The sequence below is a fragment of the Streptomyces sp. ITFR-6 genome (assembly GCF_031844725.1).
In the GTDB taxonomy this organism is placed as follows: Bacteria; Actinomycetota; Actinomycetes; order Streptomycetales; family Streptomycetaceae; genus Streptomyces.
Genome location: NZ_CP134612.1, coordinates 3,140,107 through 3,166,238, shown reverse-complemented (window position 1 = coordinate 3,166,238; position 26,132 = coordinate 3,140,107). Strand labels below are relative to the sequence as shown.

24 protein-coding genes and 1 pseudogene are annotated in these 26,132 nt (G+C 71.0%); 14 read left to right on the top strand and 11 right to left on the bottom strand.

Annotation, left to right across the window (positions count from 1 at the left end; translation table 11 throughout):
- Positions 1-115: 115 nt before the first annotated feature.
- The 4 genes and pseudogenes from RLT59_RS14045 to RLT59_RS14030 all read left to right on the top strand — a co-directional run bounded on the left by RLT59_RS14045 (position 116) and on the right by RLT59_RS14030 (position 3,289).
- Entirely contained in the window at positions 116-1,618 is a 1,503-nt protein-coding gene (locus RLT59_RS14045; RefSeq protein WP_311307721.1) for an MFS transporter, read from the top strand.
- 63 nt (positions 1,619-1,681) lie between these two features.
- Positions 1,682-2,152 carry a VOC family protein gene (locus RLT59_RS14040; protein ID WP_311303726.1) on the top strand — a complete coding sequence of 157 codons (471 nt, stop codon included), beginning with the start codon at positions 1,682-1,684 and terminating at the stop codon, positions 2,150-2,152.
- Positions 2,153-2,204: 52 nt separating this feature from the next.
- Positions 2,205-2,870, top strand: coding sequence for a hypothetical protein (locus RLT59_RS14035; protein ID WP_311303725.1), 666 nt, complete (start codon positions 2,205-2,207; stop codon positions 2,868-2,870).
- Between the two features lie 70 nt (positions 2,871-2,940).
- Positions 2,941-3,289: pseudogene (locus RLT59_RS14030) on the top strand (hypothetical protein).
- Between the two features lie 24 nt (positions 3,290-3,313).
- Here RLT59_RS14030 and RLT59_RS14025 read toward each other — a convergent pair.
- Complete coding sequence (locus tag RLT59_RS14025; protein ID WP_311303724.1) at positions 3,314-4,570, bottom strand: THUMP-like domain-containing protein; 1,257 nt, start codon at positions 4,568-4,570, stop codon at positions 3,314-3,316.
- Positions 4,571-4,715: 145 nt separating this feature from the next.
- Between RLT59_RS14025 and RLT59_RS14020 the strand changes: the two genes are divergently transcribed.
- The 4 genes from RLT59_RS14020 (at position 4,716) to groL (ending at position 8,222) form a co-directional block, all read left to right on the top strand.
- The gene (locus tag RLT59_RS14020) at positions 4,716-5,705 is read left to right on the top strand and encodes a polysaccharide deacetylase family protein (RefSeq protein ID WP_399125399.1); all 990 of its coding nucleotides are present in this window, start codon (positions 4,716-4,718) and stop codon (positions 5,703-5,705) included.
- A complete protein-coding gene (locus RLT59_RS14015) occupies positions 5,702-6,034 on the top strand; it encodes a hypothetical protein (RefSeq protein ID WP_311303722.1) in 333 nt (110 codons plus the stop codon). The genes RLT59_RS14020 and RLT59_RS14015 overlap by 4 nt, the downstream gene beginning before the upstream one ends.
- Before the next feature lie 152 nt (positions 6,035-6,186).
- Positions 6,187-6,495, top strand: coding sequence for a co-chaperone GroES (gene groES / locus RLT59_RS14010; protein ID WP_311303721.1), 309 nt, complete (start codon positions 6,187-6,189; stop codon positions 6,493-6,495).
- A gap of 104 nt (positions 6,496-6,599) precedes the next feature.
- Complete coding sequence (gene groL / locus RLT59_RS14005) at positions 6,600-8,222, top strand: chaperonin GroEL (protein ID WP_073732630.1); 1,623 nt, start codon at positions 6,600-6,602, stop codon at positions 8,220-8,222.
- Between the two features lie 138 nt (positions 8,223-8,360).
- Here the strand turns inward: groL and RLT59_RS14000 are convergent, their stop codons facing one another.
- The 7 genes from RLT59_RS14000 to RLT59_RS13970 form a co-directional block, all read right to left on the bottom strand.
- Positions 8,361-9,389 (bottom strand): hydroxyacid dehydrogenase, encoded by a 1,029-nt coding sequence (locus RLT59_RS14000; protein WP_311303720.1) that lies wholly within the window; start codon positions 9,387-9,389, stop codon positions 8,361-8,363.
- 24 nt (positions 9,390-9,413) lie between these two features.
- Positions 9,414-10,343, bottom strand: a complete 930-nt coding sequence (locus RLT59_RS13995) for a carbohydrate ABC transporter permease (RefSeq protein WP_399125396.1) — start codon at positions 10,341-10,343, stop codon at positions 9,414-9,416.
- Positions 10,340-11,278, bottom strand: a complete 939-nt coding sequence (locus RLT59_RS13990; RefSeq protein ID WP_311303719.1) for a carbohydrate ABC transporter permease — start codon at positions 11,276-11,278, stop codon at positions 10,340-10,342. Before RLT59_RS13990 ends, RLT59_RS13995 begins: the two co-directional genes overlap by 4 nt.
- Positions 11,275-12,606, bottom strand: a complete 1,332-nt coding sequence (locus RLT59_RS13985) for an ABC transporter substrate-binding protein (RefSeq protein WP_311303718.1) — start codon at positions 12,604-12,606, stop codon at positions 11,275-11,277. The genes RLT59_RS13990 and RLT59_RS13985 overlap by 4 nt, the downstream gene beginning before the upstream one ends.
- A 176-nt stretch (positions 12,607-12,782) precedes the next feature.
- On the bottom strand, positions 12,783-13,910 hold the full coding sequence (locus RLT59_RS13980) for a substrate-binding domain-containing protein (RefSeq protein WP_311303717.1): 1,128 nt from the start codon (positions 13,908-13,910) through the stop codon (positions 12,783-12,785).
- A gap of 95 nt (positions 13,911-14,005) precedes the next feature.
- Positions 14,006-14,779 carry an SDR family NAD(P)-dependent oxidoreductase gene (locus tag RLT59_RS13975; RefSeq protein ID WP_311303716.1) on the bottom strand — a complete coding sequence of 258 codons (774 nt, stop codon included), beginning with the start codon at positions 14,777-14,779 and terminating at the stop codon, positions 14,006-14,008.
- A 57-nt stretch (positions 14,780-14,836) separates the two neighbouring features.
- Positions 14,837-15,511 carry an MOSC domain-containing protein gene (locus tag RLT59_RS13970; RefSeq protein ID WP_311303715.1) on the bottom strand — a complete coding sequence of 225 codons (675 nt, stop codon included), beginning with the start codon at positions 15,509-15,511 and terminating at the stop codon, positions 14,837-14,839.
- Positions 15,512-15,614: 103 nt separating this feature from the next.
- Between RLT59_RS13970 and RLT59_RS13965 the strand changes: the two genes are divergently transcribed.
- Positions 15,615-16,505, top strand: a complete 891-nt coding sequence (locus RLT59_RS13965) for a LysR family transcriptional regulator (protein ID WP_311303714.1) — start codon at positions 15,615-15,617, stop codon at positions 16,503-16,505.
- Between the two features lie 101 nt (positions 16,506-16,606).
- Here RLT59_RS13965 and RLT59_RS13960 read toward each other — a convergent pair whose 3' ends face one another.
- A complete protein-coding gene (locus RLT59_RS13960) occupies positions 16,607-16,942 on the bottom strand; it encodes a WhiB family transcriptional regulator (RefSeq protein WP_311303713.1) in 336 nt (111 codons plus the stop codon).
- A 413-nt stretch (positions 16,943-17,355) separates the two neighbouring features.
- Here RLT59_RS13960 and RLT59_RS13955 point away from each other — a divergent pair, with 413 nt between their 5' ends.
- The 4 genes from RLT59_RS13955 to RLT59_RS13940 all read left to right on the top strand — a co-directional run bounded on the left by RLT59_RS13955 (position 17,356) and on the right by RLT59_RS13940 (position 21,710).
- Positions 17,356-17,967 carry a response regulator transcription factor gene (locus RLT59_RS13955; RefSeq protein ID WP_003948568.1) on the top strand — a complete coding sequence of 204 codons (612 nt, stop codon included), beginning with the start codon at positions 17,356-17,358 and terminating at the stop codon, positions 17,965-17,967.
- 285 nt (positions 17,968-18,252) lie between these two features.
- Positions 18,253-18,828, top strand: a complete 576-nt coding sequence (locus RLT59_RS13950; RefSeq protein WP_073732620.1) for a sigma-70 family RNA polymerase sigma factor — start codon at positions 18,253-18,255, stop codon at positions 18,826-18,828.
- Positions 18,829-18,978: 150 nt separating this feature from the next.
- Positions 18,979-20,481 (top strand): IMP dehydrogenase, encoded by a 1,503-nt coding sequence (gene guaB / locus RLT59_RS13945; RefSeq protein ID WP_311303712.1) that lies wholly within the window; start codon positions 18,979-18,981, stop codon positions 20,479-20,481.
- A 104-nt stretch (positions 20,482-20,585) separates the two neighbouring features.
- Positions 20,586-21,710: a GuaB3 family IMP dehydrogenase-related protein gene (locus RLT59_RS13940; RefSeq protein WP_024490221.1), complete on the top strand. Its 1,125-nt coding sequence runs from the start codon at positions 20,586-20,588 to the stop codon at positions 21,708-21,710.
- Between the two features lie 78 nt (positions 21,711-21,788).
- Here the strand turns inward: RLT59_RS13940 and RLT59_RS13935 are convergent, their stop codons facing one another.
- Positions 21,789-22,355 carry a hypothetical protein gene (locus RLT59_RS13935; RefSeq protein WP_311303711.1) on the bottom strand — a complete coding sequence of 189 codons (567 nt, stop codon included), beginning with the start codon at positions 22,353-22,355 and terminating at the stop codon, positions 21,789-21,791.
- Positions 22,356-22,470: 115 nt separating this feature from the next.
- Positions 22,471-23,733, bottom strand: coding sequence for a nucleotide sugar dehydrogenase (locus tag RLT59_RS13930; RefSeq protein WP_311303710.1), 1,263 nt, complete (start codon positions 23,731-23,733; stop codon positions 22,471-22,473).
- A 248-nt stretch (positions 23,734-23,981) separates the two neighbouring features.
- On the opposite strand from RLT59_RS13930, the gene RLT59_RS13925 reads away from it, so the two are divergent.
- Positions 23,982-25,688 (top strand): glycerol-3-phosphate dehydrogenase/oxidase, encoded by a 1,707-nt coding sequence (locus tag RLT59_RS13925; protein WP_311303709.1) that lies wholly within the window; start codon positions 23,982-23,984, stop codon positions 25,686-25,688.
- Positions 25,689-26,132 lie beyond the last annotated feature (444 nt).

Below are 26,132 nucleotides of genomic sequence, written 5' to 3'. Positions count from 1 at the left end.
TCTCCGTCCCTCTCCGTCCCAAGCCCTCCGCGCTTAATTTCTATACGCGTATAGTAATGTCTCGACCGAGTGACCGCGAGGGAAGGGGAAGACCGTGAACGACCCGTCACGGCAGATGCGTTGGCTCCTGCTGGTAGCTCTCACCGTGCAGTTCATGGTGGCGCTGGACATGTCGGTGGTGAACGTCGCGCTGCCGGACATGCGCGCCGATCTCGGCTTCACACCGCAGGGGCTCCTGTGGGTCGTGAACGCGTACGCGCTCGCCTTCGGCGGGCTGCTGATGCTCGGCGGGCGGCTCGCCGACCTGCTCGGCAGCCGCCCCGTGCTGATCGGCGGCCTGGTGCTCTTCGGGGCGGCGAGCCTGGCCGGCGGGCTCGCCGGGTCGCCGGGACTGCTGCTGGCCGCGCGGGCGGTACAGGGCGTCGGCGCCGCCGCGCTCGCCCCGGTGGCCTTCGCGCTGATCGCCATCGCCTTCCCGGCCGGACCGGCGCGCTCCCGCGCCCTCGGGCTCTGGGGGATGGCGGGGGCGGCGGGCGGCGCGGTCGGGGTGCTGGCCGGCGGGGTGCTCACGGACGCGGCGGGCTGGCGTGCGGTGATGCTCGTCAACGTGCCCATCGTGGCCTTCGCCCTGTTCGCCTCCCTGCGCATCGGACCGGCCGCGGGACCTGCGGGGCCCGGTGCGCGGCTCGACGTGGCCGGTGCGCTGCTCGCCACCTGCGGTACGACCCTGCTCGTCCTCGGGCTCGTGGGGACCTCGACCCACCCGTGGGGCTCCGCCAGGACCCTCTGCACGCTCGGCGGCGCGGCCCTGCTGCTCGTCGCCTTCGTCGTCGTCGAACAGCGCACCGCGCATCCGCTGCTCCGGCCCGGCCTGCTGAAGGGGCGGCCGGTCCTGACGGCGAACCTGTTCTGCCTGTTGCTCAGCTCCGGTCAGTTCGCCGCGTTCTACTTCGTCTCGCTCTGCCTCCAGCAGGTGCTCGGCTACGGGCCGACCGCGGCCGGAATCGCCTTCCTGCCGTTCAGCGCGGGCGTCGTCGCGGGCTCGGTCATCGCCACCCGTACCGTCGCTGCGCTCGGCACCCGGCGGCTGCTGGCCCTGGGCGGCTCGCTGGCCGCTCTCGGCATCGCCGGGTTCGCGGTCACCGCCCGGACGGACGGCACCTTCCTCACCTTCGTCCTCGGCCCGTCCGTGGTCTCCGCCGTCGGCATCGGCATGTGCTTCGTGCCGCTCGGCACCGCCGCCACGACCGATGTCGCGGCCGGGGAGACCGGAATGGCCTCCGGGCTGCTGAACAGCGCCCGGCAGGTGGGCGGCTCGCTGGGGCTCGCGGTCCTGGTGACGGTCGCCGCGCAGGTCAGCGGGGACTCCAGCCGGCGGGCCGACCTGGTCTCCGGATACGCGACGGCCTTCTGGGCCGCCGCCGGGCTGCTCGCGGCGGGCACGCTGGCGGCGCTGCTCCTGCTCCCGCGCGACCGGGGGGCCGGGGCGGCGGCCACGGCCGGAACCGGGGCGGCGACCGCCCCCGTAACCGGCCCGGCGGGCGTACCGGTGGCAGGTCCGGAAGACCTCCGGAAGCATTCCACCGGAGACGTCGATCCGGCCGTGCCCGGCCGATGAGTTCCGGGCCCGGGACCGGTCTACCCTGCACGACCGTCCGCACCACCGTGCGAGGAGAACGCCATGCAGAAGGTCACCACGTTCCTCTGGTTCGACCACAACCAGGCAGAGGAGGCCGCGGACCACTACATCTCGGTCGTCGGCGGTGACTCCCGCGTCCTGGACGTGACCCGCTGGACCCCGGCGCCACCCGGCGAGGCGGGCGCCGTGATGACCGTGCGTTTCCAGCTGGAGGGCACGGAGTACATCGCGTTCAACGGCGGCCCCGAGTTCCCCTTCACCGAGGCCGTGTCCCTCTCCGTCGAATGCTCCTCCCAGGAGGAGGCGGACCGGCTGTGGGACGCGCTCACGGCGGACGGCGGACAGGAGAGCCAGTGCGGCTGGCTCAAGGACAAATTCGGCGTCTCCTGGCAGATCGTCCCGCCCGGCCTCGGTGACGCCCTGACCGACCCGGACCCGGAGAAGGCGGCCCGCGCCATGAAAACGATGCTCGGCATGAAGCGGCTCGACATCGAGGCCCTGCGCAACGCCTGAACCCCGGTCCCGAGGGCTGTCCGGGCAGCGCGCACTCGGTAGGGTCTCGGCCATGTCCCGCCGTTCAGCGCTGCCCCCGCCCCCGCCGCCCGTGGAGATACGCACCTGGCCCGACCGGGGTGCGCTGCTCACCGACCGGGCCCTCGTTCTGCGCGAGTTGGTGAAGATGCACCTGGGTCCTGGGCGGCTCGGGCTGCTGTGGCTCTGGGGTGCGCTCGGCGAGCTCGGCTGGTCGCTGATCGGCACGGCGTTCATCTCCTTCGAGGAGTCCTACGACGTCTTCAGCGCCCTCTCCGACGTGGTCCTCCTCGCCCTGGGCACGGGCGCCCTGGTGCCGGCCGTCATCCTGGTCCTCGTCGGGCTGCGCCGGGACATCCGGCTCCGCCGACTGCTCGTGGAGTGGGGCGAGTTGGACCGCGATCCGGGGGGTGACCGCGCGCTCCGGATGCCGGGGACGAGCCTGGTCTGGCTGCTGCTCTCCTTCGTGCTGTGCGCGGGCGGGCTGTTCACCTGCGTCGCCGTTCCGGCCGGTGCGACCCGCGGGGACGACACGTACGGACTGGTCGCCCTCGGCATGGGGCTCGGCCTGATCGGCTGGCTCGTCGGGCTGATCGGCGTCACCAAGGCGCTCCTGCACCGGCGTTGGGTCGTCCGGGTGCTGATCGGCGCGCCCACACCCGGCGCGCTGATCTCCTCCGGGGGCGGCGCGCACCGCTGACTCCGGTCCTATCCTTGGCGCGTACGCGAAGGACTCTGGGGGAGGGCGTGTCATGGAGTGGTACTGGTGATTGCTGATCATCTTCTGGACGGGCGGATTCGGCTGGCTGGTCGACAACGCCCGTACGGCGCTGCGCAACCGGCATGAACGCAGGCTGGAACTGCTGGAGGCCGGCAAGCGGGAACGGCTGGCCGTCGAGGCGGCGAACAAGCCACCGGAGCCGGTCTGCGGCTGCACGCACCACCTCGCCAAGCACGACAAGCAGGGCAAGTGCCATGAGCTGGTCGAGGTGCCGACCGCCTGGGACGAGCAGAAGAAGCCGGTCCGCTTCGAGTCGGGCGGGTGCAACTGCCAGCAGTACGTGGGCCCGCAGCCGCCTCTCGCAGGTGTACGCGGACGAGCTGACCGACCTCGGGTAGAGCTTCCCCCAAGCGCCGCCGTCGCTACCGGTGGCCGGCCTCCGGGCCGGTCACCGGGTGGCCGATCAGCATCGTCGGCGCGTCCGCGACCCGGGTCAGGAAGACGGTGGCCCGGTTGGGGCCCTGGAGCTTCATCTTCCGGCGCAGCTCCTCCGGTTCGACCGGCGAGCCGCGCTTCTTGACCGTCAGGACGCCGACCTTCCGCTCCCGCAGCAGCGCCTTCAGCCGCTTCATGTTGAACGGCAGCTGATCGGTGATCTCGTACCCGGCGGCGTACGGGGAGTCGTACAGCTCGTCGCTCGTGACGTACGCGATCATCTCGTCGATCAGCCGGCCGCCGCACCGGTCCACGATGTCCGCGACCAGGTGGGCCCGGATCACCGCGCCGTCCGGCTCGTACAGATACCGGCCGACCGGCCCGACCGGCGGGGCGGGCAGCGCGGCCGGGGCCGCCAGGGTGGCCCCCGAGGGGAGCAGGGTGGCGCGGTAGGCGCCCGCCTCGAAGCCCTCCCCGAACCAGAGCACCGCCTCCTTCACGTCACCGCCGTCCGAGATCCACTCGGCCTCCGCCTGCGGGCCGATCGCCTCGTGCGGGACGCCGGGGGCGATCTTCAGCGCCGCCCTCGGGGCCTTCAGCGCGGCGGCGGTCGCCCAGGACAGCGGCGGGGAGTAGGCCTCCGGGTCGAAGATCCGGCCCCGGCCGCCCCGGCGGGCCGGGTCGACGAACACCGCGTCGTAGGGCGAGGTGTCGATCTCCGTGACATCGGCGCACCGCACCTCGATCAGCGCGTCCAGGCCGAGCGCGGCGGCGTTGGCCCTGGCCACCTCCGCGGTCAGCGGGTCGCGGTCCACGGCGAGGACGGAGATCCCGGCGCGGGCCAGCGCGACGGCGTCGCCGCCGATCCCGCAGCAGAGGTCTGCGACGCTGCGGACCCCGGCGCCCGCGAAGCGTCCGGCGCGGTGGGCCGCCACCGAGGTACGGGTGGCCTGCTCCACCCCGTTCGGCGTGAAGAACATCCGGTGCGCGTCCTCGGCGACGAACTTCGCGACCGCCCGCTGCCGCAGCCGTGCCTGCCCGAGCGCCGCGGAGACCAGGCCGGCCGGGTGGGTGCGGCGCAGCCGGGTGGCGGTGGCGAGTTCGGTGGCCGGGTCGTACGAGCGCAGCCCGGCCAGTAGCTCGGCACCCTCCGGGGTGCGCAGGGCCAGGAAGCCGGCGAGGGGGTCGGGGGCGACGGACGGATCGGGGCCGTCGGTCGGGGCGAGAGCGTTCACCTGCCCCATTGTGAGCCAACCGGTTGTGAGCCAGCCGGTTGTGAGCCAGCCGGGGGACCGTGCGGGTCCGGCGGCGGTGTCGGCCCGGGAGCCCGATGACGTACTGGCAGTATGCGGCGCCATGCAGCTTGTACGACAAAAAGAAGAATTCATCATGAAGAGGCGCAGAACCGGACAGGTGGAACAGGGGCAGGGCGGAACCGGACGCGCCCGGGGATACCTGCGGCGTCGGCCCGGTTACGCGGTCCTGGCCGCGCTCCTGGTCGCCGCGGTCGGCTCCGGCTGCGCGGCCGGGACCGACAGCCGTACCGACGTAGGAGCCGGACAGGGGGCCAAGGCCCTCGCCGGGCGGCCGGGCAGTCAGGCCGGGAACGCGGGGGCGGCGGGCACCCGCGCCGCGCAGGCCGAGAAGGCGCGCCTCGCCCAGGCCGCCCGCGCGGTCGCCGCCAAGAAGTGGGGGCTGGCGAGCACTCCGCTGGCCGCGCCCGTCCCGCCCGCCGTGAAGCCGCACATCACCACTCGCAAGGGCTTCGAGGTCGAGGGCGGCGACGACTCGCTGCCGCCGGTCTTCACCACGGTCCCGACCGACAAGAAGATCGTCTTCCTGACGATGGACGACGGGGACGACAAGGACCCCGAGCTGCTGCGGATGATGTCGGACCTGAACATCCCGTACAGCGCCTTCCTCAGCGACTACCTGGTGCGCGACGACTACGGGTACTTCAAGGACGCGCAGGCCCGGGGCGTCGCCATCAACAACCACACGCTCAACCACCGCTACCTGCCCGGTCTCTCCTACGACGTGCAGAAGCAGGAGATCTGCGACCAGCAGGACATCCTCCAGAAGCAGTACGGCGAGCGCCCCCGGCTGTTCCGGCCGCCGTACGGCAACTACAACGGCGACACCCTGCGGATCGCCAAGTCCTGCGGCATCACCGCCGTGCCCCTGTGGTCGGAGGAGGTGTTCCCCGACCGCATGGAGTGGCGGGAGGAGGACCAGGACCTGCACCCCGGGGACATCATCCTCACCCACTTCCGCGGCAAGAAGGACTGGAAGGGCTCCATGCCCGACATGGTCCGGGCCGTTATGAAGGTCATCACGGACAAGGGATACGCCGTGGCCCGGCTGGAGGACTACGTATGAGAAGCGCGCACCGGCTGCTGGCCGGACTGCTGGCCGCCGGTGCGCTCCTGACCGCCACCACCGGCTGTGCGCAGTCGGTGGACCCGATCGAACGGCTCGGCCGCAAGGCCGCGCAGCGGGTGAACCCGCCACCGAGCCGGGCGGCGGCGCGGCCGGCGGGCGCGCGCGCCACGGAGCTGGCGCGGGGTGACCGCAGGGCGCCGGGGGCGCTGGTCGTCGTCTCCTGCGGACGTCCGCCCCGGCCGGGGCACACCGTGTCGTCCGCCGGCGGGATCCGGCACGGACGCCACGAGGGGCGTGAATTGGCACTCCGCTTGACCGAGTGCTAATCGCGGTCATAGTCTCAGTGCTGGCACTCCCCACTGGAGAGTGCCAGCAGTACTGTGCGACCGGCAGGTCCGGCACCCGCGACGACGGGCCCACCTGGTCGCCACCCAAAGACTGTTAACCCCGTGAGATCTCCGAAGGGGGAGACCGGATCGTGTCGACCGCCAGCACCAAGGTTGCGATCAAGCCGCTTGAGGACCGCATTGTGGTCCAGCCGCTCGACGCCGAGCAGACCACGGCCTCCGGCCTGGTCATTCCCGACACCGCCAAGGAGAAGCCCCAGGAGGGCGTCGTCCTGGCCGTGGGCCCGGGCCGCTTCGAGAACGGCGAGCGCCTTCCGCTCGACGTCAAGACCGGTGACATCGTGCTGTACAGCAAGTACGGCGGCACCGAGGTGAAGTACAACGGCGAGGAGTACCTCGTCCTCTCGGCCCGCGACGTGCTCGCGATCATCGAGAAGTAATTCACCCAACGTTTGCTTCTGTTCTGCGCCCCTGGCCCCCTGCGACATAACTAGCCGGGCGGCGAGGGGCGCAGTTCTTGTTTTTGAGAGGACAGTTCAGCTCCATGGCGAAGATCCTGAAGTTCGACGAGGACGCCCGTCGCGCCCTTGAGCGCGGCGTCAACAAGCTTGCCGACACGGTGAAGGTGACGATCGGCCCCAAGGGCCGCAACGTCGTCATCGACAAGAAGTTCGGTGCGCCCACCATCACCAACGACGGTGTCACCATCGCGCGCGAGGTCGAGCTCGACGACCCGTACGAGAACCTCGGTGCCCAGCTGGTGAAGGAGGTGGCGACCAAGACCAACGACGTAGCGGGTGACGGTACGACCACCGCCACCGTGCTCGCCCAGGCGCTCGTCCGCGAAGGCCTGCGCAACGTGGCCGCGGGTGCGTCCCCGGCCGCCCTGAAGAAGGGCATCGACGCCGCGGTCAAGGCCGTGTCCGAGGAGCTCCTCGCGACGGCCCGCCCGATCGACGACAAGTCCGACATCGCCGCCGTGGCCGCGCTCTCCGCGCAGGACAGCCAGGTCGGCGACCTCATCGCGGACGCGATGGACAAGGTCGGCAAGGACGGTGTCATCACCGTCGAGGAGTCCAACACCTTCGGCCTGGACCTTGAGTTCACCGAGGGCATGGCCTTCGACAAGGGCTACCTGTCCCCGTACATGGTGACCGACCAGGAGCGTATGGAGGCCGTCCTCGACGACCCGTACATCCTGATCCACCAGGGCAAGATCGGCTCGATCCAGGAGCTGCTGCCGCTTCTGGAGAAGGTCATCCAGGCCGGTGCCTCGAAGCCGCTGCTGATCATCGCCGAGGACGTCGAGGGCGAGGCCCTGTCGACCCTGGTCGTCAACAAGATCCGTGGCACCTTCAACGCCGTCGCGGTGAAGGCCCCCGGCTTCGGTGACCGCCGCAAGGCCATGCTCGGTGACATCGCCACCCTCACCGGTGCGACCGTCATCGCCGAGGAGGTCGGCCTCAAGCTCGACCAGGCCGGTCTGGACGTGCTGGGCACCGCCCGCCGCGTGACCGTCTCCAAGGACGACACCACCATCGTCGACGGTGGCGGCAAGTCCGACGAGGTCACCGGCCGCGTCAATCAGATCAAGGCCGAGATCGAGTCCACGGACTCGGACTGGGACCGCGAGAAGCTCCAGGAGCGCCTGGCGAAGCTGGCCGGCGGGGTCTGCGTGATCCGCGTCGGTGCGGCCACCGAGGTGGAGCTCAAGGAGAAGAAGCACCGTCTGGAGGACGCCATCTCCGCGACCCGCGCCGCGGTCGAGGAGGGCATCGTCTCCGGTGGTGGCTCCGCTCTGGTCCACGCCGTCAAGGTCCTTGAGGGCAACCTCGGCAAGACCGGCGACGAGGCCACCGGTGTCGCGGTCGTGCGCCGCGCCGCCGTCGAGCCGCTCCGCTGGATCGCGGAGAACGCGGGCCTTGAGGGCTACGTCATCACCTCGAAGGTCTCCGAGCTCGACAAGGGCCAGGGCTTCAACGCCGCGACCGGCGAGTACGGCGACCTGGTCAAGGCCGGCGTCATCGACCCGGTCAAGGTCACCCGCTCCGCCCTGGAGAACGCCGCGTCCATCGCGTCGCTGCTGCTCACGACCGAGACCCTGGTCGTCGAGAAGCCGGCCGAGGAAGAGGCCGAGGCCGGTCACGGCCACGGTCACTCCCACTAACGCGTAGCTCTCCGCGCAAGCGGTATGGCCCGGCCCCCGCGAGGGGGCCGGGCCTTTCGCGTGCCGGGGCAAATTCGGCAATCGCCGGAGGGGCTTGATTTTGCCCGGTGATCCCGGATGCGCCGGAGGAGCTTGAGGTCACGCCGAGCGCGGGAGCGCGTCTCCGTGGACCGGGTCCGCGAAGGGGCGGCCGTTCGCGAAGTGTTGCAGCTCGTCCAGCGCCTGGTCCGCCATCCGGTGCAGCTCGTTGCCGAGCGAGCCCGCGATGTGCGGGGTCAGCAGCACGTTCGGCAGGTCGAAGAGCGGTGAGGACTCGGGCGGCAGGTCGGGATCCGTCACGTCCAGGACGGCGTGCAGCCGTCCCCGTACCAGCTCCGTGACCAGGGCCGGCTCGTCGATCAGCGAACCGCGTGCGGTGTTGATGAGGGTGGAGCCGTCCGCCATGGCCGCCAGTTGCGCGGCGCCGATCAGCCGGCGGGTGGCCGGCAGCTCCGGCGCGTGGACGGAGACGATCCCGCTGCGGGCACAGAGCTCGTCGAGGGGGACCGGCTCCGCACCGAGCCGGGTGGCGGCGGCCGGTTCCAGGTACGGGTCGTACAGCAGGACCTCGAAGTCGAACGGCCGCAGCAGCTCGATGACCCGGCGGCCGGTCCGGGACGCGCCGACGATGCCCACCGTGCGGCCGTGGTTGCCCCAGCCGTCGAGCTCCTCGCGCCAGTCGTGCGCGGCGCGCAGCTCCCGGTAGCGGCGGGCGCTGCCCAGCACGTTCTTGCCCGCGAAGAGGATCGCGGCCAGCGTGTACTCGGCCACCGGCCGGGCGTTCGCGCCGGCCACGGAGGTGACCTGGATGCCCCGCTCCCAGCACGCGTCCGTGATGTGGTGCTTGACGCTGCCCGCGGCGTGGACGACCGCCCGCAGCCGGGGCGCGGCCGCGAGGACGGCCTCGGTGAGCACGGGCGCGCCCCAGCAGGTCAGCAGGACCTCGGCCTCGGCCAGCGCGGCGGCGACCTGCGGGGACGGGTCGGCCAACTGGTGGGCGACCAGATCCGGATCGGTGCGGACGAGGCCGGTCAGCCGGTCCCGGTGAGCGGGCGTCAGCAGCCGTTCTGCGATCCCCGGTCCCATCGCCAGGAGCGCGGCGGGCCGGGTGTCAGTGGTGTGGTGCATGGTGGAACTCGGGCTCCTCGGATGTCACTTGACGCTGCCGGCGGTGAGACCGGCCTTCCAGTGACGTTGCAGGGTGATGAAGGCGATGATCAGCGGAGCGACGGCGAGGAGGGATCCGGTGACGACCATCGGATAGAAGCTGGGGTCGGCGTTGGCGGTGCTGTGCCAGTTGTAGAGGCCGAGGCTCAGCGGGTAGAGCTTCTTGTCCGAGAGCATGACCAGGGGGAGGAAGAAGTTGTTCCAGATCGCGGTGAACTGGAAGAGGAAGACGGTCACGAACCCCGGCATGACCATGCGCAGACCCACCGACCAGAACGTGCGCATCTCGCCCGCCCCGTCGATCCGGGCCGCTTCCAGGACCTCGTCCGGTATGTAGCCGGCGCTGAAGATCCGGGAGAGGTACACGCCGAACGGGTTCACCAGGGACGGGATCAGGACCGCCCAGTAGGTGTTGACGGTTCCGGTCTTCACCGCCAGCAGGTAGAGCGGCAGGGACAGCGCGGTGGAGGGCAGCAGCACACCGAGCAGGACGAGCGCGAACAGCTTCTCCTTCCCCCGGAAGCGGTACTTGTCGAAGGCGTACCCCGCGGCGACGCTGACCAGCGAGCAGCCGAGCGCCCCGATGCCCGCGTACAGCAGGGAGTTGCCGTACCAGCGGAAGTAGACGCCGTCCTGGTACGTGGACAGGGCGGAGAGGTTGCCGCCGAGGTTGAAGCCCTCGAAGGAGAAGACGTCACCGCCCAGCAGGTTCCCGGCGTCCTTGGTGGCCGCGGTGACCAGCCAGATCAGCGGGAACAGCGTGTAGACGGCGGCGATGACCAGCACGCCGTTGACCGCGGTCTTCGACAGCCAGCGGCTGGACCGGGCGCCTCCCGAGCCGACGGGCGCGCGGCCCTCGGAGCGGGCGGGGGTGCGGGCCGGCGCGGCCGGATCGATCATGACGGGGGAGGTCATGCCCGTGCCTCCTTGCGGTTGTTGGTGAAGCGCGTGACGACGAAGGAGAGCGCGGCGGCGACGAGGGCGATGAGCACGGAGGCGGCCGCGGCGAGGCCGTAGTCGTTGCGCTCGAAGGCGGCGCTGTAGGCGTACATGTTCGGGGTCCAGGTGCTGGTCACGGCCGAGCCCGAGCCCCGGTTCAGGATCAGCGGCTCGGTGAACAGCTGGAGCGAGCCGATGATGGTGAAGAGGAGCACCATCACCAGTGAGGAGCGGATCAGCGGGAGTTTGATGGAGAAGGCGATCCGCCAGTTCCCCGCGCCGTCCACGGTCGCGGCCTCCAGCAGCGAGCGGTCGACGGCCTGCAGCGCGGCGTAGAAGATCACCACGTTGTAGCCGAGCCACTCCCACAGGGCGATGTTGACGATGGAGGGCAGAGTGCCCTGGGACGAGAAGAAGTCGAAGCCGATGCCGCCGGACTCCATCGCCTTGACGACCGGGCTGAGCTGCGGTGTGTACAGGTAGATCCAGATCAGCGCGGCGATCAGCCCGGGGATGGCGTGCGGCAGGAAGAGCGCCAGCTGGAAGAAGCGCCGGGCGCGGGCCAGTGCGGTGTCCAGCAGCAGCGCCAGCACGATCGCACCGCCGGCCATCAGCGGGATGTAGAAGGCGCAGTAGCCCAGGAGCACCCAGAAGCCGTCGCGGAACGCCTGGTCCCCGAGGGCGGAGGCGTAGTTCCCGAGCCCGTCGAAGACCGTACGGGGACCGTCGAAGCCGAGCCCGGACTGCTTCTCGGTGAACAGGCTCAGCCAGAGCGCGTAGCAGACCGGGATGATCATCGCGACGGTGAACAGGACGAAGAACGGCGTGAGGAAGGTACCGGCCGCGATCCGGGTGCGGGCCTTCGCGCTCAGCCCGCCGGGGCGGGTACCGGACGTGGGAGGCGTGCTCATGAGGGCTCCTCGACCTTCAGGCCGCGCTTCTTGAGATCGGCGACAGTGGCGTCATGGGCGGTCTTGATCGCATGCGGCAGGGTGGAGCCGCCGCCGACGACCTCACCGAGTTCGTCGCCGAGTGCGGAGTTGGTGGCGCCGGGGCTCGGACCCCACACCCAGTCGGGCCCGATCGAGGCGCCCGCCTCTGTGAACAGGCCGTACAGGTCCTGGCCGCCGTAGAAGCTGGTGTCGAAGGCCTTGCGGGCGATCGGCACCATCGCGGGGGAGGCGGGCAGCGCGCTCGACGTGCTCGCCCCGATCCGGGCGTTGATGGCGTCCTTGTGGGTGGACATCCACAGCGCGAACTCGACGGCGGCCGCGGCCTTCTTGCTGTTCTTGCTCACGGCGAAGGTGGAGCCGCCGACCATCCCGCTGGCGGGCTTGTCCGCCTCCCAGCTGGGCAGCGGCACGGCCGCCCACTTGCCCTTCTCCTCGGGGACGATGCCCGCGAGCACCCCGGCACTCCAGGAGGCGCCGAGGTAGCCGACCGTGGTGCCCTGCTTCAGGGAGCTGGTCCACTCCGGGCTGAACGAGGAGGCGGTGCTCACCAGTTTGTCGTCGATCAGCCCCTGCCAGTACTCCGCGGTCCGCTTCGAGGCGGGGCCGGTGGTGTCGACCTTCCAGGCGTCCTTGCCGGCGCTGAACCACTGGGCGCCGGCCTGCCAGGCCAGCGCCTGGAAGAACGTCGGGTCGTCCGGGAAGAACGTGGCGATCCTGGTCTTCGGCGCCGCCTTCTTGACGTCGGCGGCGGCGGTCCGGAAGTCGTCCCAGGTCTTCGGCAGTGCGATGTGGTGCTCGGTGAAGAAGTCCTTGCGGTAGTAGAAGACCTGCGGCGCCGCGTCGAACGGCACCGCCCAGTTCTTGCCGCCGAGCGTCGTCATCTCGATGGTCTGCGGCAGGAACTTCTTCTTGATGTCGTCGGTGAGGTAACCGCTGATGTCCTGGAGCGAGCCCTGGCTGACGAAGGCAGAGAGCTGCGGGTACTCGATGGAGAGCAGGTCGGGGGCGATGCCCGCCTTCACCGCGTTGGCGATCTTCGGATAGCCGCCGAGACCGCCGGACGGTATCTCCTCGAACTTGACCTTGATCGTGTCGTGGGTCGCGTTGAACGCGTCAACGACCTCCTGCGACCCCTTGGTCCATGCCCAGAAGGAGACGGTCACGGGGTGTTCTGCGGTGCCATGGGCGGGGGAGTCGTCGGCGCTGCCGCCGCACGCCGTCAGGACGGCGAGGGCGGTGGCAGCGCCGACCAGTGCATGGATGGGACGGGACCAACTGCGGCTCACGGGGACAGCTCCTGTACGTGCGGGAACAGGCATTGGCCGTGATGTTTCGATTCCTGGTGATCGAAGTCAAGAGCGAAAGATTGAATGATCGAAATTTGATCGAACGGGAGAGTGGTGAATGGGGGCAACTGTTATTTATGGGGCAGGCGTGGTGCCTGGTGACCGGTGCGCCTGCCTCAGCCGCCGGACGGCTCCGGGTCCGCCGTCCGGTTCGACGGCCGCCCGCAGGAGTCCCGTACCCGCAGCGTCGGCAGCAGGGCGACATGACGCCTCGGCGCCAGGTCGGCGGGCACCCCGTAGCGCTCCCCCGACAACCGCTCGACCAGCAGCTCCGCCGCGCTGCGCCCGACCTCACGCTTGGGCGGCGCCACCGCGGTGAGCGGGGTGTCCGCGAGCGCCGCCACCTCGTCGTCGTACGTGACCAGGGACAGATCGTCGGGCACCCGGACGCCGAGCTCGGCCAGCCGCCGCATCATCCGGATGGCGTCCTCGTCGTTGTGCATCAGGGCCGCGGTCGCCCGCCCCCGCCGCACCGCGTCCCGCAGCCCGAGCGCCGCCTGCTCGAACAGCACCGGATCGCGCTCGTCGGAGGACGATTCGATCACCGGGCCCGGGGCGCGCAACCCCAGCACCGCAAGCCCCCGCGCGTACCCGGCCCGGACCGCCTGCGCCGTCGGGCTGTCCGCCCGAGCGACCAGCAGCGGCGCCCCGTGGCCCAGCTCCAGCAGGTACCGGATGGCGAGCAGCACCCCGTGCGCGTGGTCCGAGCAGACCCGGTCGAAACCGTCCAGCGGCCCGCCCGGCACCCCGGTCCGCTCCACCAGGACCTTCTCCACGGGCAGCTGGGCGAGCCAGTCGCTGTAGGCGGCCGGATGCCCCGGCTCCGTCCAGCTCGGGGCGAGCAGCAGCCCCTGCGCCCCGGCCGCCAGCAGTCCGGCGGCGTGGGCCGCGTCGTCCTCCGGGCGGTAGTCGGTGACCCGCAGGATCAGCCGGGCGCCGAGCCGGGCCGCGGCCTCGTGGGCGCCGCGGATCACCTCCGCGAAGTAGTAGACGGCGGCCGGGGCCAGCATCCCGATGACCGGGCCGCCGCCCGCCGGGGTGCCGGCCGGTCCGCGTTCGGCGGGCCAGGAGACCGAACCGTGCACCCGGTCGAGCAGCCCGCGCGCCGCCAGCGCCTCGGCGTCGCGGCGTGCTGTCACCGGGGAGACGCCGAGCCGGTCCGCGAGGTCCGAGACCCGTGCGGTGCCCTGTTCGCGCACCAGTTTCAGCAGTCGGTCATGACGTTCAGCGGCACCTTCGCGCACGGTGGCAGCCCCTCAGGCGGTTAGTGAATGATCGAACGTAGTGCTGTTCTGATCATTCGATCACAATGAGGCGGGGCGGCACAGTGCGCCGATCGTCACTGGGGTCCGTACTTGCGGCCCGTCCTGGAGGTGACGCTCCCGAGCAGTCCGCGCGGCGTCACCTTGACCAGCCCCATGAGCGCCTTGTAGCGGGGATCCGGGACCGAGACCGGCTTGCCCCGCGCCAGGTCCGCCAGGGCCGCGGTCACCAGCTTGTCGGCGTCCAGCCACATCCAGCCGGGGATGTTGCCCGTGCCCATGCCGGCCCGCTGGTGGAACTCCGTCCGTACGAAGCCGGGGCAGAGCGCCATCAGCCGCACCCCCGAGCCCGCCATGTCCTTGGCCGCGCCCTGGGTGAACTGCACGACCCACGCCTTGGACGCCCCGTACGTACCGCGCGGCACGAACGCCGCGACCGAGGCCACGTTCACCACGCCGCCCCGGCCGCGCTCCTTCATCCCGGCCGCCGCCGCGGAGGTCAGCCGCAGCACCGCCTCGCAGTGCACCTTCAGCATCGCCAGCTCATCGGCCATGGGGACGTCCAGATAGCTGCCCTTGTTGCCGAACCCGGCGTTGTTGACCAGCAGATCGACCGACTGCAGGCGGTCGCTCAGCCGAGCCTCCACCGCCGCGATCCCGTCGTCCCGGGACAGGTCCGCGGGCAGCACCTCTGCCTCGATGCCGTGCCGGTCGTGCAGCTCGGTGGCCTGCTCGCGCAGCCGCTCGGTGTCGCGGGCCACCAGGACCAGGTTGTGGCCCTCGGCCGCGAGCCGCCGCGCGAACGCGGCCCCGATGCCCGAGGTCGCGCCCGTGATCAGTGCAGTCGTCATACGCGGCACGTTAGTGCCCCGCGCGAACCCCCTGCCGCGCCGCCCGGCGCTCCCCGCTCACCGCTGCCGCGCCACGTACTCCCGCGCCTGCCGCAGCGGCTCCGGGTGCAGCGCCTCCCCGGCCGGGAGCAGCAGCGGCAGCAGCTCCCGGCGGGTCGTCACGGCCCGGAACTGGAGCTCCACCGTGACCTCGTGGTCCGGCCGGTGCGTGATCTCCACCGGGTCGCCCGCCCGGATCGTGCCTGGCGTGATCACCCGCAGATACGCACCGGGGGTGGCTGCCCGGGTGTACCGCCTGACCCACTGCCGTTCGTCGAGATGGCCCGCGAACGTACGGCACGGGACGCGGCCCGAGGTGATCTCCAGGACCAGCTCGGCACCGATTCGCCAGCGCTCTCCGATCAGCGCGCCCCTGACGTCCACCCCGCTCGTGGTCAGGTTCTCGCCGAAGGCCCCGTTGGGCAGCGGGCGCCCGAGCGCCTGCTCCCAGCGGTCCAGTTCCTCGCGGGCGTACGCGTACACGGCCTGGTTCGAGCCGCCGTGGAACCGCAGATCGCAGACCGCGTCCCCGGCGAGTCCGCTGCCGCCCGTGCCCTCGGGGCCGGGCTCCGCGACTTGTACGGGACCGTCGACCGGGTGCTTGTCGATCCCGGTCACCCCGCCCGGGGAGTCGGTGTACGGCACCGCCACGGGCCGGCCGGTGTTCACGGTCAGCACTCTCGACGCACTCATCTCCGCACGCTAGCGGCTCCCTGACGACCCGGGGAAACCGCTGTGGCCCAAAGTCACAGGCGAAGAATTCGCCCCTTTCCCAAGAGGGGCTTATATTCGAAGGGTGATCGAAGCCCGTCATCTCCGTGTCCTGCGAGCCGTCTCCGCCACCGGCTCCTTCTCCGCCGCCGCCCGCGAGCTGGGCTGCACACAGCCCGCGGTCAGCCAGCAGATGAAGGCCCTGGAATCCTCCGCCGGCACCACGCTGCTCATCCGGACCGGGCGCGAGATGCGGCTGACGCAGGCCGGCCAGGCGCTCGTGCGGCACGCCTCCGGGATCCTCGCCGGGCTCACCGCCGCGGAGGAGGAGGTCGCCGCGATCGCGGGCCTGCGGGCCGGCCGGGTCCGGCTGGTGTCCTTCCCGAGCGGCAGTTCCAGCCTGGTCCCGGGCGCCCTCGCGGCGCTGCGGGCAGAACACCCCGGCACCCGGGTCTCCCTGGTCGAGGCCGAACCGCCCCGCTCGGTGGAGATGCTGCGCGACGGCGACTGCGACATCGCCCTGGCCTTCCGCTACGGCACGCAGGGCGCCGAGTGGGACGACCTGGTGGTCCGCCCGCTGCTCACCGACCGGCTCATCGGCCTGCTGCCCGAGGGACACCAACTGGCGGGCCGGGCGGCGGTGGGCATCGGGGAACTCGCCGCGGAACCGTGGATCGCCGGCTGCCCGCGCTGCCGCCGGCAGCTGGTCGAGGTCTGCGAGAAGTCCGGCTTCACCCCCCGGATCGACTTCGCCACCGATGACTACCCCGCGGTGATCGGCCTGGTCGGCGCCGGTCTCGGGGTGGCCGTGCTGCCCGCGCTGGCGATCGAGTCGGTACGCCCCCGGGGCGCCGTGACGGTCACCGTGGAACCGGCCATCGAGCGCGAGATCGTCGCGCTGACCCTGCCCGACCTGGCGCAGGTCCCGGCGGTGGCGGCCACGCTGGACCAGCTGTCGCCGGCGGCCGCCCGCTGAGGGGCCCGCGGGGCGCGGCGCCTGCGGGGCGGGGGCGCGGCGAGTACGTCACGCCACGCGCATGAAGAAACGTTTCTGCCGTACTGGGACGCCGGTGGGGGTCAGTCGTGTCCGGGGGGTGACGCCGGGCCTGCGGGCGCCGTCGCGGAGATCGGCCGGTTGCGGGCCCGCCCCATGAGCTCCTCGCGCTCGTCCTCGGTCAGTCCGCCCCAGACCCCGTAGGGCTCTCGCACCGCCAGGGCGTGGGCCGCGCACTCGGCGCGCACCGGGCACCGCATGCAGACCTCTTTCGCGGAGTTCTCGCGGGCGCTCCGGGCGGCGCCCCGTTCGCCCTCGGGGTGGAAGAACAGCGAGCTGTCGACCCCGCGGCAGGCCGCCAGCAGCTGCCAGTCCCACAGATCGGCGTTGGGTCCGGGAAGGCGGGAGAAATCTGCCATTGCTTGTCCCCTCGAAACCGTGCTGAGTCGGAAACGTCGTTGTCGTCCGTCGTCGGCCGTGTTCATGACCGTACATCTACGGTGTTAGTAGATGTAAATATGACTGATTGCGAATCTAGTCACAGACACCAGCAAAAGGGAAGAAAACTCGCTAAATGGGGCATACCTTCCTGTGAAGGTTCAGTTGACGGCTGGACGAACCCGTGGCGCTCTCCTCCGTATCCGCTCCCTCACGTAGAGTGCCGAACCCTGTCGTCCGACCCGTAACTCTTTCGAGTGACCATCGTTGAGAGTGTGGAGGCGGTTGGCAGAGGAAGCGATCGGGCAGGTGTCCGAGAGCGTCAACCGCACAGGTGACGACTTGTAACAGCCTGGAGGCTCAAGGTGACGCGCATCAGCTTCGGAGGGCGGTCATGACATCCGTCCTCGTCTGCGACGACTCCCCGCTTGCCCGAGAGGCGCTCCGTCGCGCGGTCGCGACCGTGCCCGGCGTCGAGCGTGTGACGACGGCGGCCAACGGCGAGGAAGTCCTCCGCCGCTGGGGTGCCGACCGTTCGGATCTGATTCTGATGGACGTACGCATGCCCGGTCTGGGAGGTGTGGAGACGGTCCGGCGGCTGCTCTCCGCCGACCCCGGAGCGAGGATCATCATGCTGACCGTCGCCGAGGACCTGGACGGTGTCGCGCTCGCGGTCGCCGCCGGGGCCCGCGGGTATCTGCACAAGGACGCCTCCCGGGCGGAGCTCCGGGCGACCGTCACGCAGGCGCTGGCCGACCCGACGTGGCGGCTGGCCCCGCGCCGGCTGCGGTCCGCGGAGATGGGTGCGGCCCCCACGCTCACGGCGCGTGAGATCCAGGTGCTCGAAGGGATGAGCCACGGCCGCTCCAACGCGGAGATCGGCCGGGAGCTGTTCCTCTCGGAGGACACGGTGAAGACACACGCCAGGCGTCTTTTCAAGAAGCTCGGAGCCTCGGACCGGGCGCACGCCGTCGCGCTCGGCTTCCGCTGGGGCCTGGTCCGCTGAGGGCCGGGCACGGCCGGCAGTCGATTCACCCCCCGTCCGCACACCGGCGGACGGGGCGACCCGGGGCCCGGCGGTTTCCCGCCCGAGGAGTCCGCCGCCCCCGCGGTATGTGACGCTTCCCGGCCGATGCCGCATCCTTGAGATGTGGAGTTCCTCGGGAACGATTCGGTCGAGCGGAAGGGGAGGGCGCAGGACATGACTTCCGGCGCACCCGCTCATAACGCTTCGGTGCACAACTACGGACGCGGTGCCGCGGATGACGCGGCACCGATGCACCATGGTCCGATGCGCGACGACGGAACGACGGTGATCGGTGCCCTGGTGCACCGCGCCGTCGAGGGCGACGCGCAGGCCACCCATGATCTGCTGGCCCATGTCCACCCCCTCGCGCTGCGCTACTGCAGGTCCCGGCTGAACCGGCTGCCCGGTGATGCCCGCCACTTCGTGGAGGACCTGGCGCAGGAGGTCTGCGTCGCGGTACTGATGGCGCTGCCCCGGTACAAGGACACCGGCAGACCCTTCGAAGCCTTCGTCTTCGCCATCGCCGGCCACAAGGTGGCCGATCTCCAGCGGGCCGCGATGCGGCACCCGGGATCGACCGCGGTGCCCTCCGACGAGATGCCGGAGCGGCCGGACGATTCACTCGGGCCCGAGGAGCGTGCGCTGCTCAGCAGCGATGCAGCCTGGGCCAAGCGGCTCCTCGCCAACCTCCCGGAGAACCAGCGCGAGCTGCTGGTCCTGCGCGTCGCGGTCGGGCTGACCGCGGAGGAGACCGGACAGTTGCTGGGTATGTCGCCGGGCGCGGTCCGGGTCGCCCAGCACCGTGCGCTGAGCCGGCTGCGGGCCCTCGCGGAGCAGTGAGCCGGGGGCTTCGCCATCCCGTGGGCCGGGCCTCCGCGCTCCCGTAGGAAGGTACAGAACCTCTGGGTGATCTTGCTCGTGGAATGAGACACGCACGGAGGCCGTTAGCATGGACATCCGCACCGATCAAGGCCATTTGGGGAAGGTGTCATGACTGCAAACGTCGACGGAGTGCCCGAGAAATTCGCGACGCTCGGGCTGACATACGACGACGTGCTGCTGCTGCCGGGCGCATCTGACGTGCTGCCCAACGCGGTCGACACCTCGTCGCTCATCTCGCGGAACGTACGCGTGAACATCCCGCTGCTCTCCGCCGCGATGGACAAGGTGACCGAGGCCCGCATGGCGATCGCCATGGCCCGTCAGGGCGGCGTCGGCGTACTGCACCGCAACCTCTCGGTCGAGGACCAGGTCAACCAGGTGGACCTGGTGAAGCGGTCCGAGTCCGGCATGGTCACCGACCCGATCACGGTCAGCCCGGACGCCACGCTCGGCGAGGCCGACGCGCTGTGCGCCAAGTTCCGCATCAGCGGCGTCCCGGTCACCGACCCGGTGGGCAAGCTGCTCGGCATCGTCACCAACCGCGACATGGCCTTCGAGTCGGACCGCGCGCGCCAGGTGCGCGAGGTCATGACGCCGATGCCGCTGGTCACCGGCCGGGTCGGCATCTCCGGCGTGGACGCCATGGAGCTGCTGCGCCGCCACAAGATCGAGAAGCTTCCGCTGGTCGACGAGGCGGGCATCCTCAAGGGCCTCATCACGGTCAAGGACTTCAAGAAGGCCGAGCAGTACCCGAACGCGGCCAAGGACGCCGAGGGCCGGCTGCTCGTCGGCGCGGCCGTCGGCGCCAGCCCGGAGGCGCTGGACCGCGCCCAGGCGCTGGCCGGTGCGGGGGTGGACTTCCTGATCGTCGACACCTCGCACGGCCACAACAGCAACGCCCTCAACTGGATGGCGAAGATCAAGTCGTCCGTCGGCGTGGACGTCATCGGCGGCAACGTCGCGACCCGCGACGGCGCCCAGGCCCTGGTCGACGCCGGGGTGGACGGCGTCAAGGTGGGCGTCGGACCCGGTTCGATCTGCACCACCCGCGTGGTCGCCGGCATCGGCGTCCCGCAGGTCACCGCGATCTACGAGGCCGCGCTCGCGGCCCGTGCGGCGGGCGTCCCGGTCATCGGCGACGGCGGCCTCCAGTACTCCGGCGACATCGGCAAGGCCCTGGTGGCCGGCGCCGACGCGGTCATGCTCGGCTCGCTGCTCGCGGGCTGCGAGGAGTCCCCGGGCGAGCTGCAGTTCATCAACGGCAAGCAGTTCAAGTCGTACCGGGGCATGGGTTCGCTCGGCGCGATGCAGTCCCGCGGCCAGGGCCGCTCGTACTCGAAGGACCGGTACTTCCAGGCCGAGGTGTCCTCCGACGACAAGCTCGTCCCCGAAGGCATCGAGGGCCAGGTGCCCTACCGGGGCCCGCTGGCCAACGTCCTGCACCAACTCGTCGGCGGTCTCCGCCAGACGATGGGCTACGTGGGCGCCGCCTCCGTCGACGAGATGGAGAGCAAGGGCCGCTTCGTGCGGATCACCTCGGCGGGTCTCAAGGAGAGCCACCCGCACGACATCCAGATGACGGTCGAAGCACCGAACTACAGCAGGAAGTAACGCGACAGCGCAGGTGAGGGGCGGTCCGGGGTTCCCGGGACCGCCCCTCCCTCATGTGTCGGGGATACTGGACAGCGCAGACGTAGAGGGAAAGGCCACACATCGTGACTGAGATCGAGATCGGGCGCGGCAAGCGCGGCCGCCGGGCTTACGCATTCGACGACATCGCCGTCGTCCCGAGCCGCCGGACCCGCGACCCGAAGGAGGTCTCGATCGCCTGGCAGATCGACGCCTACCGCTTCGAGCTGCCGTTCCTGGCCGCTCCCATGGACTCCGTGGTTTCCCCGCAGCACGCCATCCGCATCGGTGAGCTCGGCGGGCTGGGCGTGCTGAACCTGGAAGGCCTGTGGACCCGGCACGCCGACCCGCAGCCGCTGCTCGACGAGATCGCCCAGATGCCCGTCGAGTCGGCCACCCGCCGGCTCCAGGAGATCTACTCCGCCCCCATCCAGGAGGAGCTGATCGGGCAGCGCATCAAGGAGGTGCGCGACTCCGGTGTCGTCACCGCCGCCGCGCTCTCCCCGCAGCGCACCGCCCAGTTCTCCAAGGCCGTCGTCGACGCGGGTGTGGACATCTTCGTCATCCGGGGGACCACGGTCTCCGCCGAGCACGTCTCGGGCGCGGCCGAGCCGCTCAACCTGAAGCAGTTCATCTACGAGCTGGACGTCCCGGTGATCGTCGGCGGCTGCGCCACGTATACCGCCGCCCTGCACCTGATGCGCACCGGCGCGGCCGGTGTCCTGGTCGGCTTCGGCGGCGGCGCAGCGCACACCACGCGCAACGTCTTCGGCATCCAGGTCCCGATGGCGACCGCCGTCGCGGACGTGGCCGGTGCCCGCCGCGACTACATGGACGAGTCCGGCGGCCGGTACGTGCACGTGATCGCGGACGGCGGCGTCGGCTGGTCCGGCGACCTGCCGAAGGCCATCGCCTGCGGTGCGGACGCCGTGATGATGGGCTCCCCGCTCGCCCGCGCGACGGACGCGCCGGGCCGGGGCCGCCACTGGGGCATGGAGGCCGTCCACGAGGACGTGCCGCGCGGCAAGCTGGTCGACCTCGGCTCGGTCGGGACGACGGAGGAGGTCCTCACCGGCCCCTCGCACACCCCCGACGGCTCGATGAACATCTTCGGCGCACTGCGCCGGGCGATGGCGACCACGGGCTACAGCGACCTCAAGGAGTTCCAGCGCGTCGAGGTCACGGTGGCCGACTCGCAGCACCGCCGCTGAGTGTCTCCTGCATGACGGGAGGGCCCGGACCGCTTGTGCGGTCCGGGCCCTCCCGTGTGTGCGGTGTGCGGTCCGCGACTAATCGGCCGTCTTCTTGGCCGTGGAGAACGCCACCACGGCGGCGACCACGAAGAAGAGGATGCTGATGAAGTCGGAGTCCTCTTTCCAGACCGTGTTCAGGTCGCTGAAGTGCTCCGTGAAGATCTCCGTAACGGAGTACGGGGACCCGGGCAGCTTGCTGATGATGATGGCCTCACCGAGCAGCTGCCCGGCGTAGACGCCTATCAGGGCGAACAGACCGCCGAGCACCGGCAGGGCGGGGTTGCGGCCGCCGACCTTGCCCGCGGCGAAGCCGACTATGGCGCCCACACCCACGGCCGCGTAGCCGATCTCGTGCTTGGTGGCACCGATGATCGCGCCGTAGATCCCCGCGGCGACCAGGGCCGCCACGAACGCGACGACCAGCCCGAGGGCGAGGTTGTCCCGCGCCGGAGCTACGGGCGCGAACGGTGCGCCGCCGCCGAACTGGGCGCCCGGCTGGGGCCGGCCCGGCTGCTGCCCGGCGTACGGGTTGCCGTCCGCCGGCTTCGGGGCCTGCGGCTGGCCGTCGTAAGGCTGGTTCGGCGGTGGTACGGGCTGGCTCATTTGGGTTCCCCCCTGGGCGATGCGCACGGCTGTGCGATAAGTGACGCCGCAGGCTAGCAGCCGCGTCGGACATCGGCCCAGAAGATTCCATGGCTGGATTGCGCCCTAAGCCTGTCTAGAGCCGGTGCGCGGCCCCGGCGGGGGTCGCGCCCCGGGTGTCCAGGAGCAGTTGAGCCTTCACGGCGAGCCCCTGGAGGTCGTAGGTGCGGTGGTGCTGGAGCAGCACCGTGAGGTCGGCGCTGGAGGCCGCCTCGTACAGCGAATCGGCGCGGGGGACCGGGAGTTCGCGTACCCGCCAGTCCAGCACGTGGGGGTCGTGGTAGCCGATCTGGGCGCCCATGTCCATCAGCCGGGCGGCGATCTCGCGGGCGGGGGAGGCCTCCTGGTCGGCGAGGTCCGGCTTGTACGTGACGCCGAGCAGCAGCACCCGGGCGCCGCGCACGGACTTGCCGTGCTCGTTGAGGAGGGTGGCGCAGCGCTGGATCACGTACTGCGGCATCCGGTCGTTGATCTCCTGGGCGAGCGAGACCATCCGCAGCGGGTGGCCCGGGGTGCGGCTGCTGTACGGGAGGAAGCCCGGGTCGACCGGGGCTCCGTGGCCGCCGACGCCGGGGCCCGGACGGAAGGGCTGGAAGCCGAAGGGCTTGGTCTCCGCGCACCGGATGACGTCCCAGAGGTCGACACCGAGGTCGTGGCAGAGCACGGCCATCTCGTTGACCAGGGCGATGTTGACGTGCCGGAAGTTGGTCTCCAGGACCTTCGTCATCTCGGCCTCGCGCGGGCCTCTGGCGCGGACGACCTTGTCGGTGAGCCGGCTGTAGAAGGCCGCGGCCGACTCGGTGCAGGCGGGGGTGAGGCCGCCGATGACCTTGGGGGTGTTGGCGTAGACGTGGGTGCGGTTGCCGGGGTCGAGCCGGGTCGGGGAGTACGCGAGGTGGAAGTCGCGGCCGCCGCGCAGCCCGGAGCCCTTCTCCAGGAGGGGGAGCAGGAAGTTCTCCGTGGTGCCGGGCGGCACCGAGGATTCCAGCAGCACCGTGGTGTGCGGGCGCAGCCGGGCGGCGAGGGCGCGGGCCGCCTCACCGACGGCGCTCAGGTCCAGGGTGCGGTCGGGGCCGAGCGGGGTGGGCGCGCAGATCACGGCGGTGCGGACCCGGCCGAGCTCGGCCTCGTTGGTGGTGGGGCGGAATCCCCCGGAGAGCATGCGCCGGATGTCGGACGCGGGGAGTGATCCCTCGACGGGGGTGCGGCCCGCGGAGAGCTCCGCGAAGGCCCGGGGGTCGGTGTCGTAGCCGACGGTCTGGATGCCGGCTGCGACGGCGGCTTGGGCGAGGGGCAGGCCGAGGTGACCGAGTCCGATGACGGCGAGGTCTGCAGGCACGTGGGTGGCCGTCCTTCCCTAAGACCATGAGGACAGAAAGCGCAACCCCTGGGGACAGCGCAATGTCAGACTAGGCGTAAATATGACCTATATGTCGCATTGTGTGGCCGTGGTTGTCCGGGTGTTGTCCACAGGCGGTGGCTGAAGTCGCGAAGCGCGGACAGAATCGAGGGGTGGGCACGGGTGTCCGACCCCCGGGTCGGACCGCACCCCGTGCCCGGACCACCCCGATCTACCGGGAGGCAGCAGTGAGGACAGCGACACTGGGACCCGCGGAGCGCGTCGAGGCGCTCGAAGCGATGGCCGAGCGCGAACTGGACGTGCTGGTCGTGGGGGCGGGCGTGGTCGGCGCCGGGACGGCACTCGACGCGGCCACGAGAGGGCTCTCGACCGGCCTGGTCGAGGCGCGCGACTGGGCGTCCGGCACGTCGAGCCGGTCGAGCAAGCTGATCCACGGCGGGCTGCGCTATCTGGAGATGCTCGACTTCGCGCTCGTCAGGGAGGCGCTGAAGGAGCGCGGGCTGCTGCTGGGGCGCCTCGCGCCGCACCTGGTGAAGCCGGTGCCGTTCCTCTATCCGTTGCAGCACAAGGGCTGGGAGCGGCTGTACGCGGGCTCCGGCGTCGCGCTGTACGACGCGATGTCGGTGTCCTCCGGGCACGGCCGCGGGCTGCCCGTGCACCGGCATCTCTCCCGCCGCCACGCCCTGCGGGTCGCCCCCGCGCTGAAGAAGGACGCGCTGGTGGGGGCCCTGCAGTACTACGACGCCCAGATGGACGACGCCCGCTATGTGGCGACGCTGGTGCGGACCGCCGCCGGGTACGGCGCCCAGGTGGCGAACGGGGCCCGGGTGACCGGCTTCCTCCGGGAGGGCGAGCGGGTCGTCGGCGCCCGGGTGGAGGACGTCGAGGCGGGCGGTGAGTACGAGATCAGGGCCAAACAGGTGGTCAACGCCACCGGCGTCTGGACGGACGACACCCAGGCGCTGATCGGCGAGCGCGGCCAGTTCCACGTCCGCGCCTCCAAGGGCATCCACCTCGTCGTCCCGAAGGACCGCATCCACTCCTCCACCGGCCTGATCCTGCGCACCGAGAAGTCCGTGCTCTTCGTCATCCCGTGGGGCCGCCACTGGATCATCGGCACGACGGACACCGACTGGGACCTGGACAAGGCCCACCCGGCGGCGTCCAGCGCCGACATCGACTATCTGCTGGAACACGTCAACTCGGTCCTGTCCACCCCGCTGACCAGGGACGACGTCGAGGGCGTCTACGCCGGACTGCGTCCCCTGCTGGCCGGTGAGTCGGACGCGACCAGCAAGCTGTCCCGCGAGCACACGGTGGCGCATCCGGCCCCGGGCCTCGTCGTCGTCGCGGGCGGCAAGTACACGACGTACCGGGTGATGGCCAAGGACGCCGTCGACGAGGCGGTGCACGGCCTCGACCAGCGGGTGGCCGACTGCGTCACCGAGGACACCCCGCTGCTGGGTGCGGAGGGCTACCACGCCCTGTGGAACGCGCGGGCCAGGATCGCCGCCCGCACCGGGCTGCACGTCGCCCGGGTGGAGCATCTGCTGAACAGGTACGGCGCGATGACCGAGGAGATCCTGGAGCTGATCGCCGCGGATCCGGTGCTGGGCGAGCCGCTGCCGTCCGCCGACGACTACCTCAAGGCCGAGATCGTCTACGCGGCCTCGCACGAGGGCGCCCGCCACCTCGACGACGTGCTGACCCGGCGGACCCGGATCTCCATCGAGACCTTCGACCGGGGCACGCGATCCGCCCGGCTCTGCGCGGAGCTGATGGCCCCGGTGCTCGGCTGGGACAAGAGCCAGATCGACCGGGAGGTCACGCACTACGAGAAGCGGGTGGAGGCGGAACGGGAGTCGCAGCGCCAGCCCGACGACCTGACGGCGGACGCGGCACGGCTCGGAGCGCCGGACATTCAGCCGATCTAGGCCCTGTCGTCACACTGCCGTGGTAACCGTGTTGCCGCTGGTGCCCTCGGGCCGGACGGAACTCCGCTTCCAGGAGCGCCGGTTCGAGGGGCACCCGGCCGCCGGCCGCCGGGCACGTGTGTATCAGGACTGCTGCGGTGGGGGCTTCGGGCTGGACGGCGAGCCGTGGCAGGTAGCAGGCTGCGGGCGTGAGGTGTGGTTCGCTGGGCAGGCTCGCTGTTCCGGGACCCAGGGAAGGCCCTAGGGTCTGTCTTCGAACTGCCGTCGCACGGCAGACGGCAGTTTGAAGACAGGCCCTAGCGGCGCCCGTCACCGGCAGGGTGGCGAACGGCGCCCCGGGAGTCGGCCTGTCAGCAACTCCCCTCCGCCGGTCACATCGGGGCGGAGCCGGGCCCCGGCACCAGGACCGGTCCCGGGGTAGGGGACAATGAATGCTCTGCCAGG

What these genes read in the sequence shown, in the direction of transcription:
- RLT59_RS14045 (WP_311307721.1), top strand. Translation starts at nt 116, where the DNA reads ATGCGTTGGCTCCTGCTGGTAGCTCTCACCGTGCAGTTCATGGTGGCG.
- RLT59_RS13975 (WP_311303716.1), bottom strand. Translation starts at nt 14,779, where the DNA reads ATGACGACTGCACTGATCACGGGCGCGACCTCGGGCATCGGGGCCGCG.
- RLT59_RS13970 (WP_311303715.1), bottom strand. Translation starts at nt 15,511, where the DNA reads ATGAGTGCGTCGAGAGTGCTGACCGTGAACACCGGCCGGCCCGTGGCG.
- groL (WP_073732630.1), top strand. Translation starts at nt 6,600, where the DNA reads ATGGCGAAGATCCTGAAGTTCGACGAGGACGCCCGTCGCGCCCTTGAG.
- RLT59_RS14020 (WP_399125399.1), top strand. Translation starts at nt 4,716, where the DNA reads ATGAAGAGGCGCAGAACCGGACAGGTGGAACAGGGGCAGGGCGGAACC.
- RLT59_RS13935 (WP_311303711.1), bottom strand. Translation starts at nt 22,355, where the DNA reads ATGAGCCAGCCCGTACCACCGCCGAACCAGCCTTACGACGGCCAGCCG.
- RLT59_RS13950 (WP_073732620.1), top strand. Translation starts at nt 18,253, where the DNA reads ATGCGCGACGACGGAACGACGGTGATCGGTGCCCTGGTGCACCGCGCC.
- RLT59_RS14040 (WP_311303726.1), top strand. Translation starts at nt 1,682, where the DNA reads ATGCAGAAGGTCACCACGTTCCTCTGGTTCGACCACAACCAGGCAGAG.
- RLT59_RS14015 (WP_311303722.1), top strand. Translation starts at nt 5,702, where the DNA reads ATGAGAAGCGCGCACCGGCTGCTGGCCGGACTGCTGGCCGCCGGTGCG.
- RLT59_RS13960 (WP_311303713.1), bottom strand. Translation starts at nt 16,942, where the DNA reads ATGGCAGATTTCTCCCGCCTTCCCGGACCCAACGCCGATCTGTGGGAC.
- RLT59_RS14025 (WP_311303724.1), bottom strand. Translation starts at nt 4,570, where the DNA reads ATGGGGCAGGTGAACGCTCTCGCCCCGACCGACGGCCCCGATCCGTCC.
- RLT59_RS13990 (WP_311303719.1), bottom strand. Translation starts at nt 11,278, where the DNA reads ATGAGCACGCCTCCCACGTCCGGTACCCGCCCCGGCGGGCTGAGCGCG.
- guaB (WP_311303712.1), top strand. Translation starts at nt 18,979, where the DNA reads ATGACTGCAAACGTCGACGGAGTGCCCGAGAAATTCGCGACGCTCGGG.
- RLT59_RS14000 (WP_311303720.1), bottom strand. Translation starts at nt 9,389, where the DNA reads ATGCACCACACCACTGACACCCGGCCCGCCGCGCTCCTGGCGATGGGA.
- RLT59_RS13955 (WP_003948568.1), top strand. Translation starts at nt 17,356, where the DNA reads ATGACATCCGTCCTCGTCTGCGACGACTCCCCGCTTGCCCGAGAGGCG.
- RLT59_RS13995 (WP_399125396.1), bottom strand. Translation starts at nt 10,343, where the DNA reads ATGACCTCCCCCGTCATGATCGATCCGGCCGCGCCGGCCCGCACCCCC.
- RLT59_RS14035 (WP_311303725.1), top strand. Translation starts at nt 2,205, where the DNA reads ATGTCCCGCCGTTCAGCGCTGCCCCCGCCCCCGCCGCCCGTGGAGATA.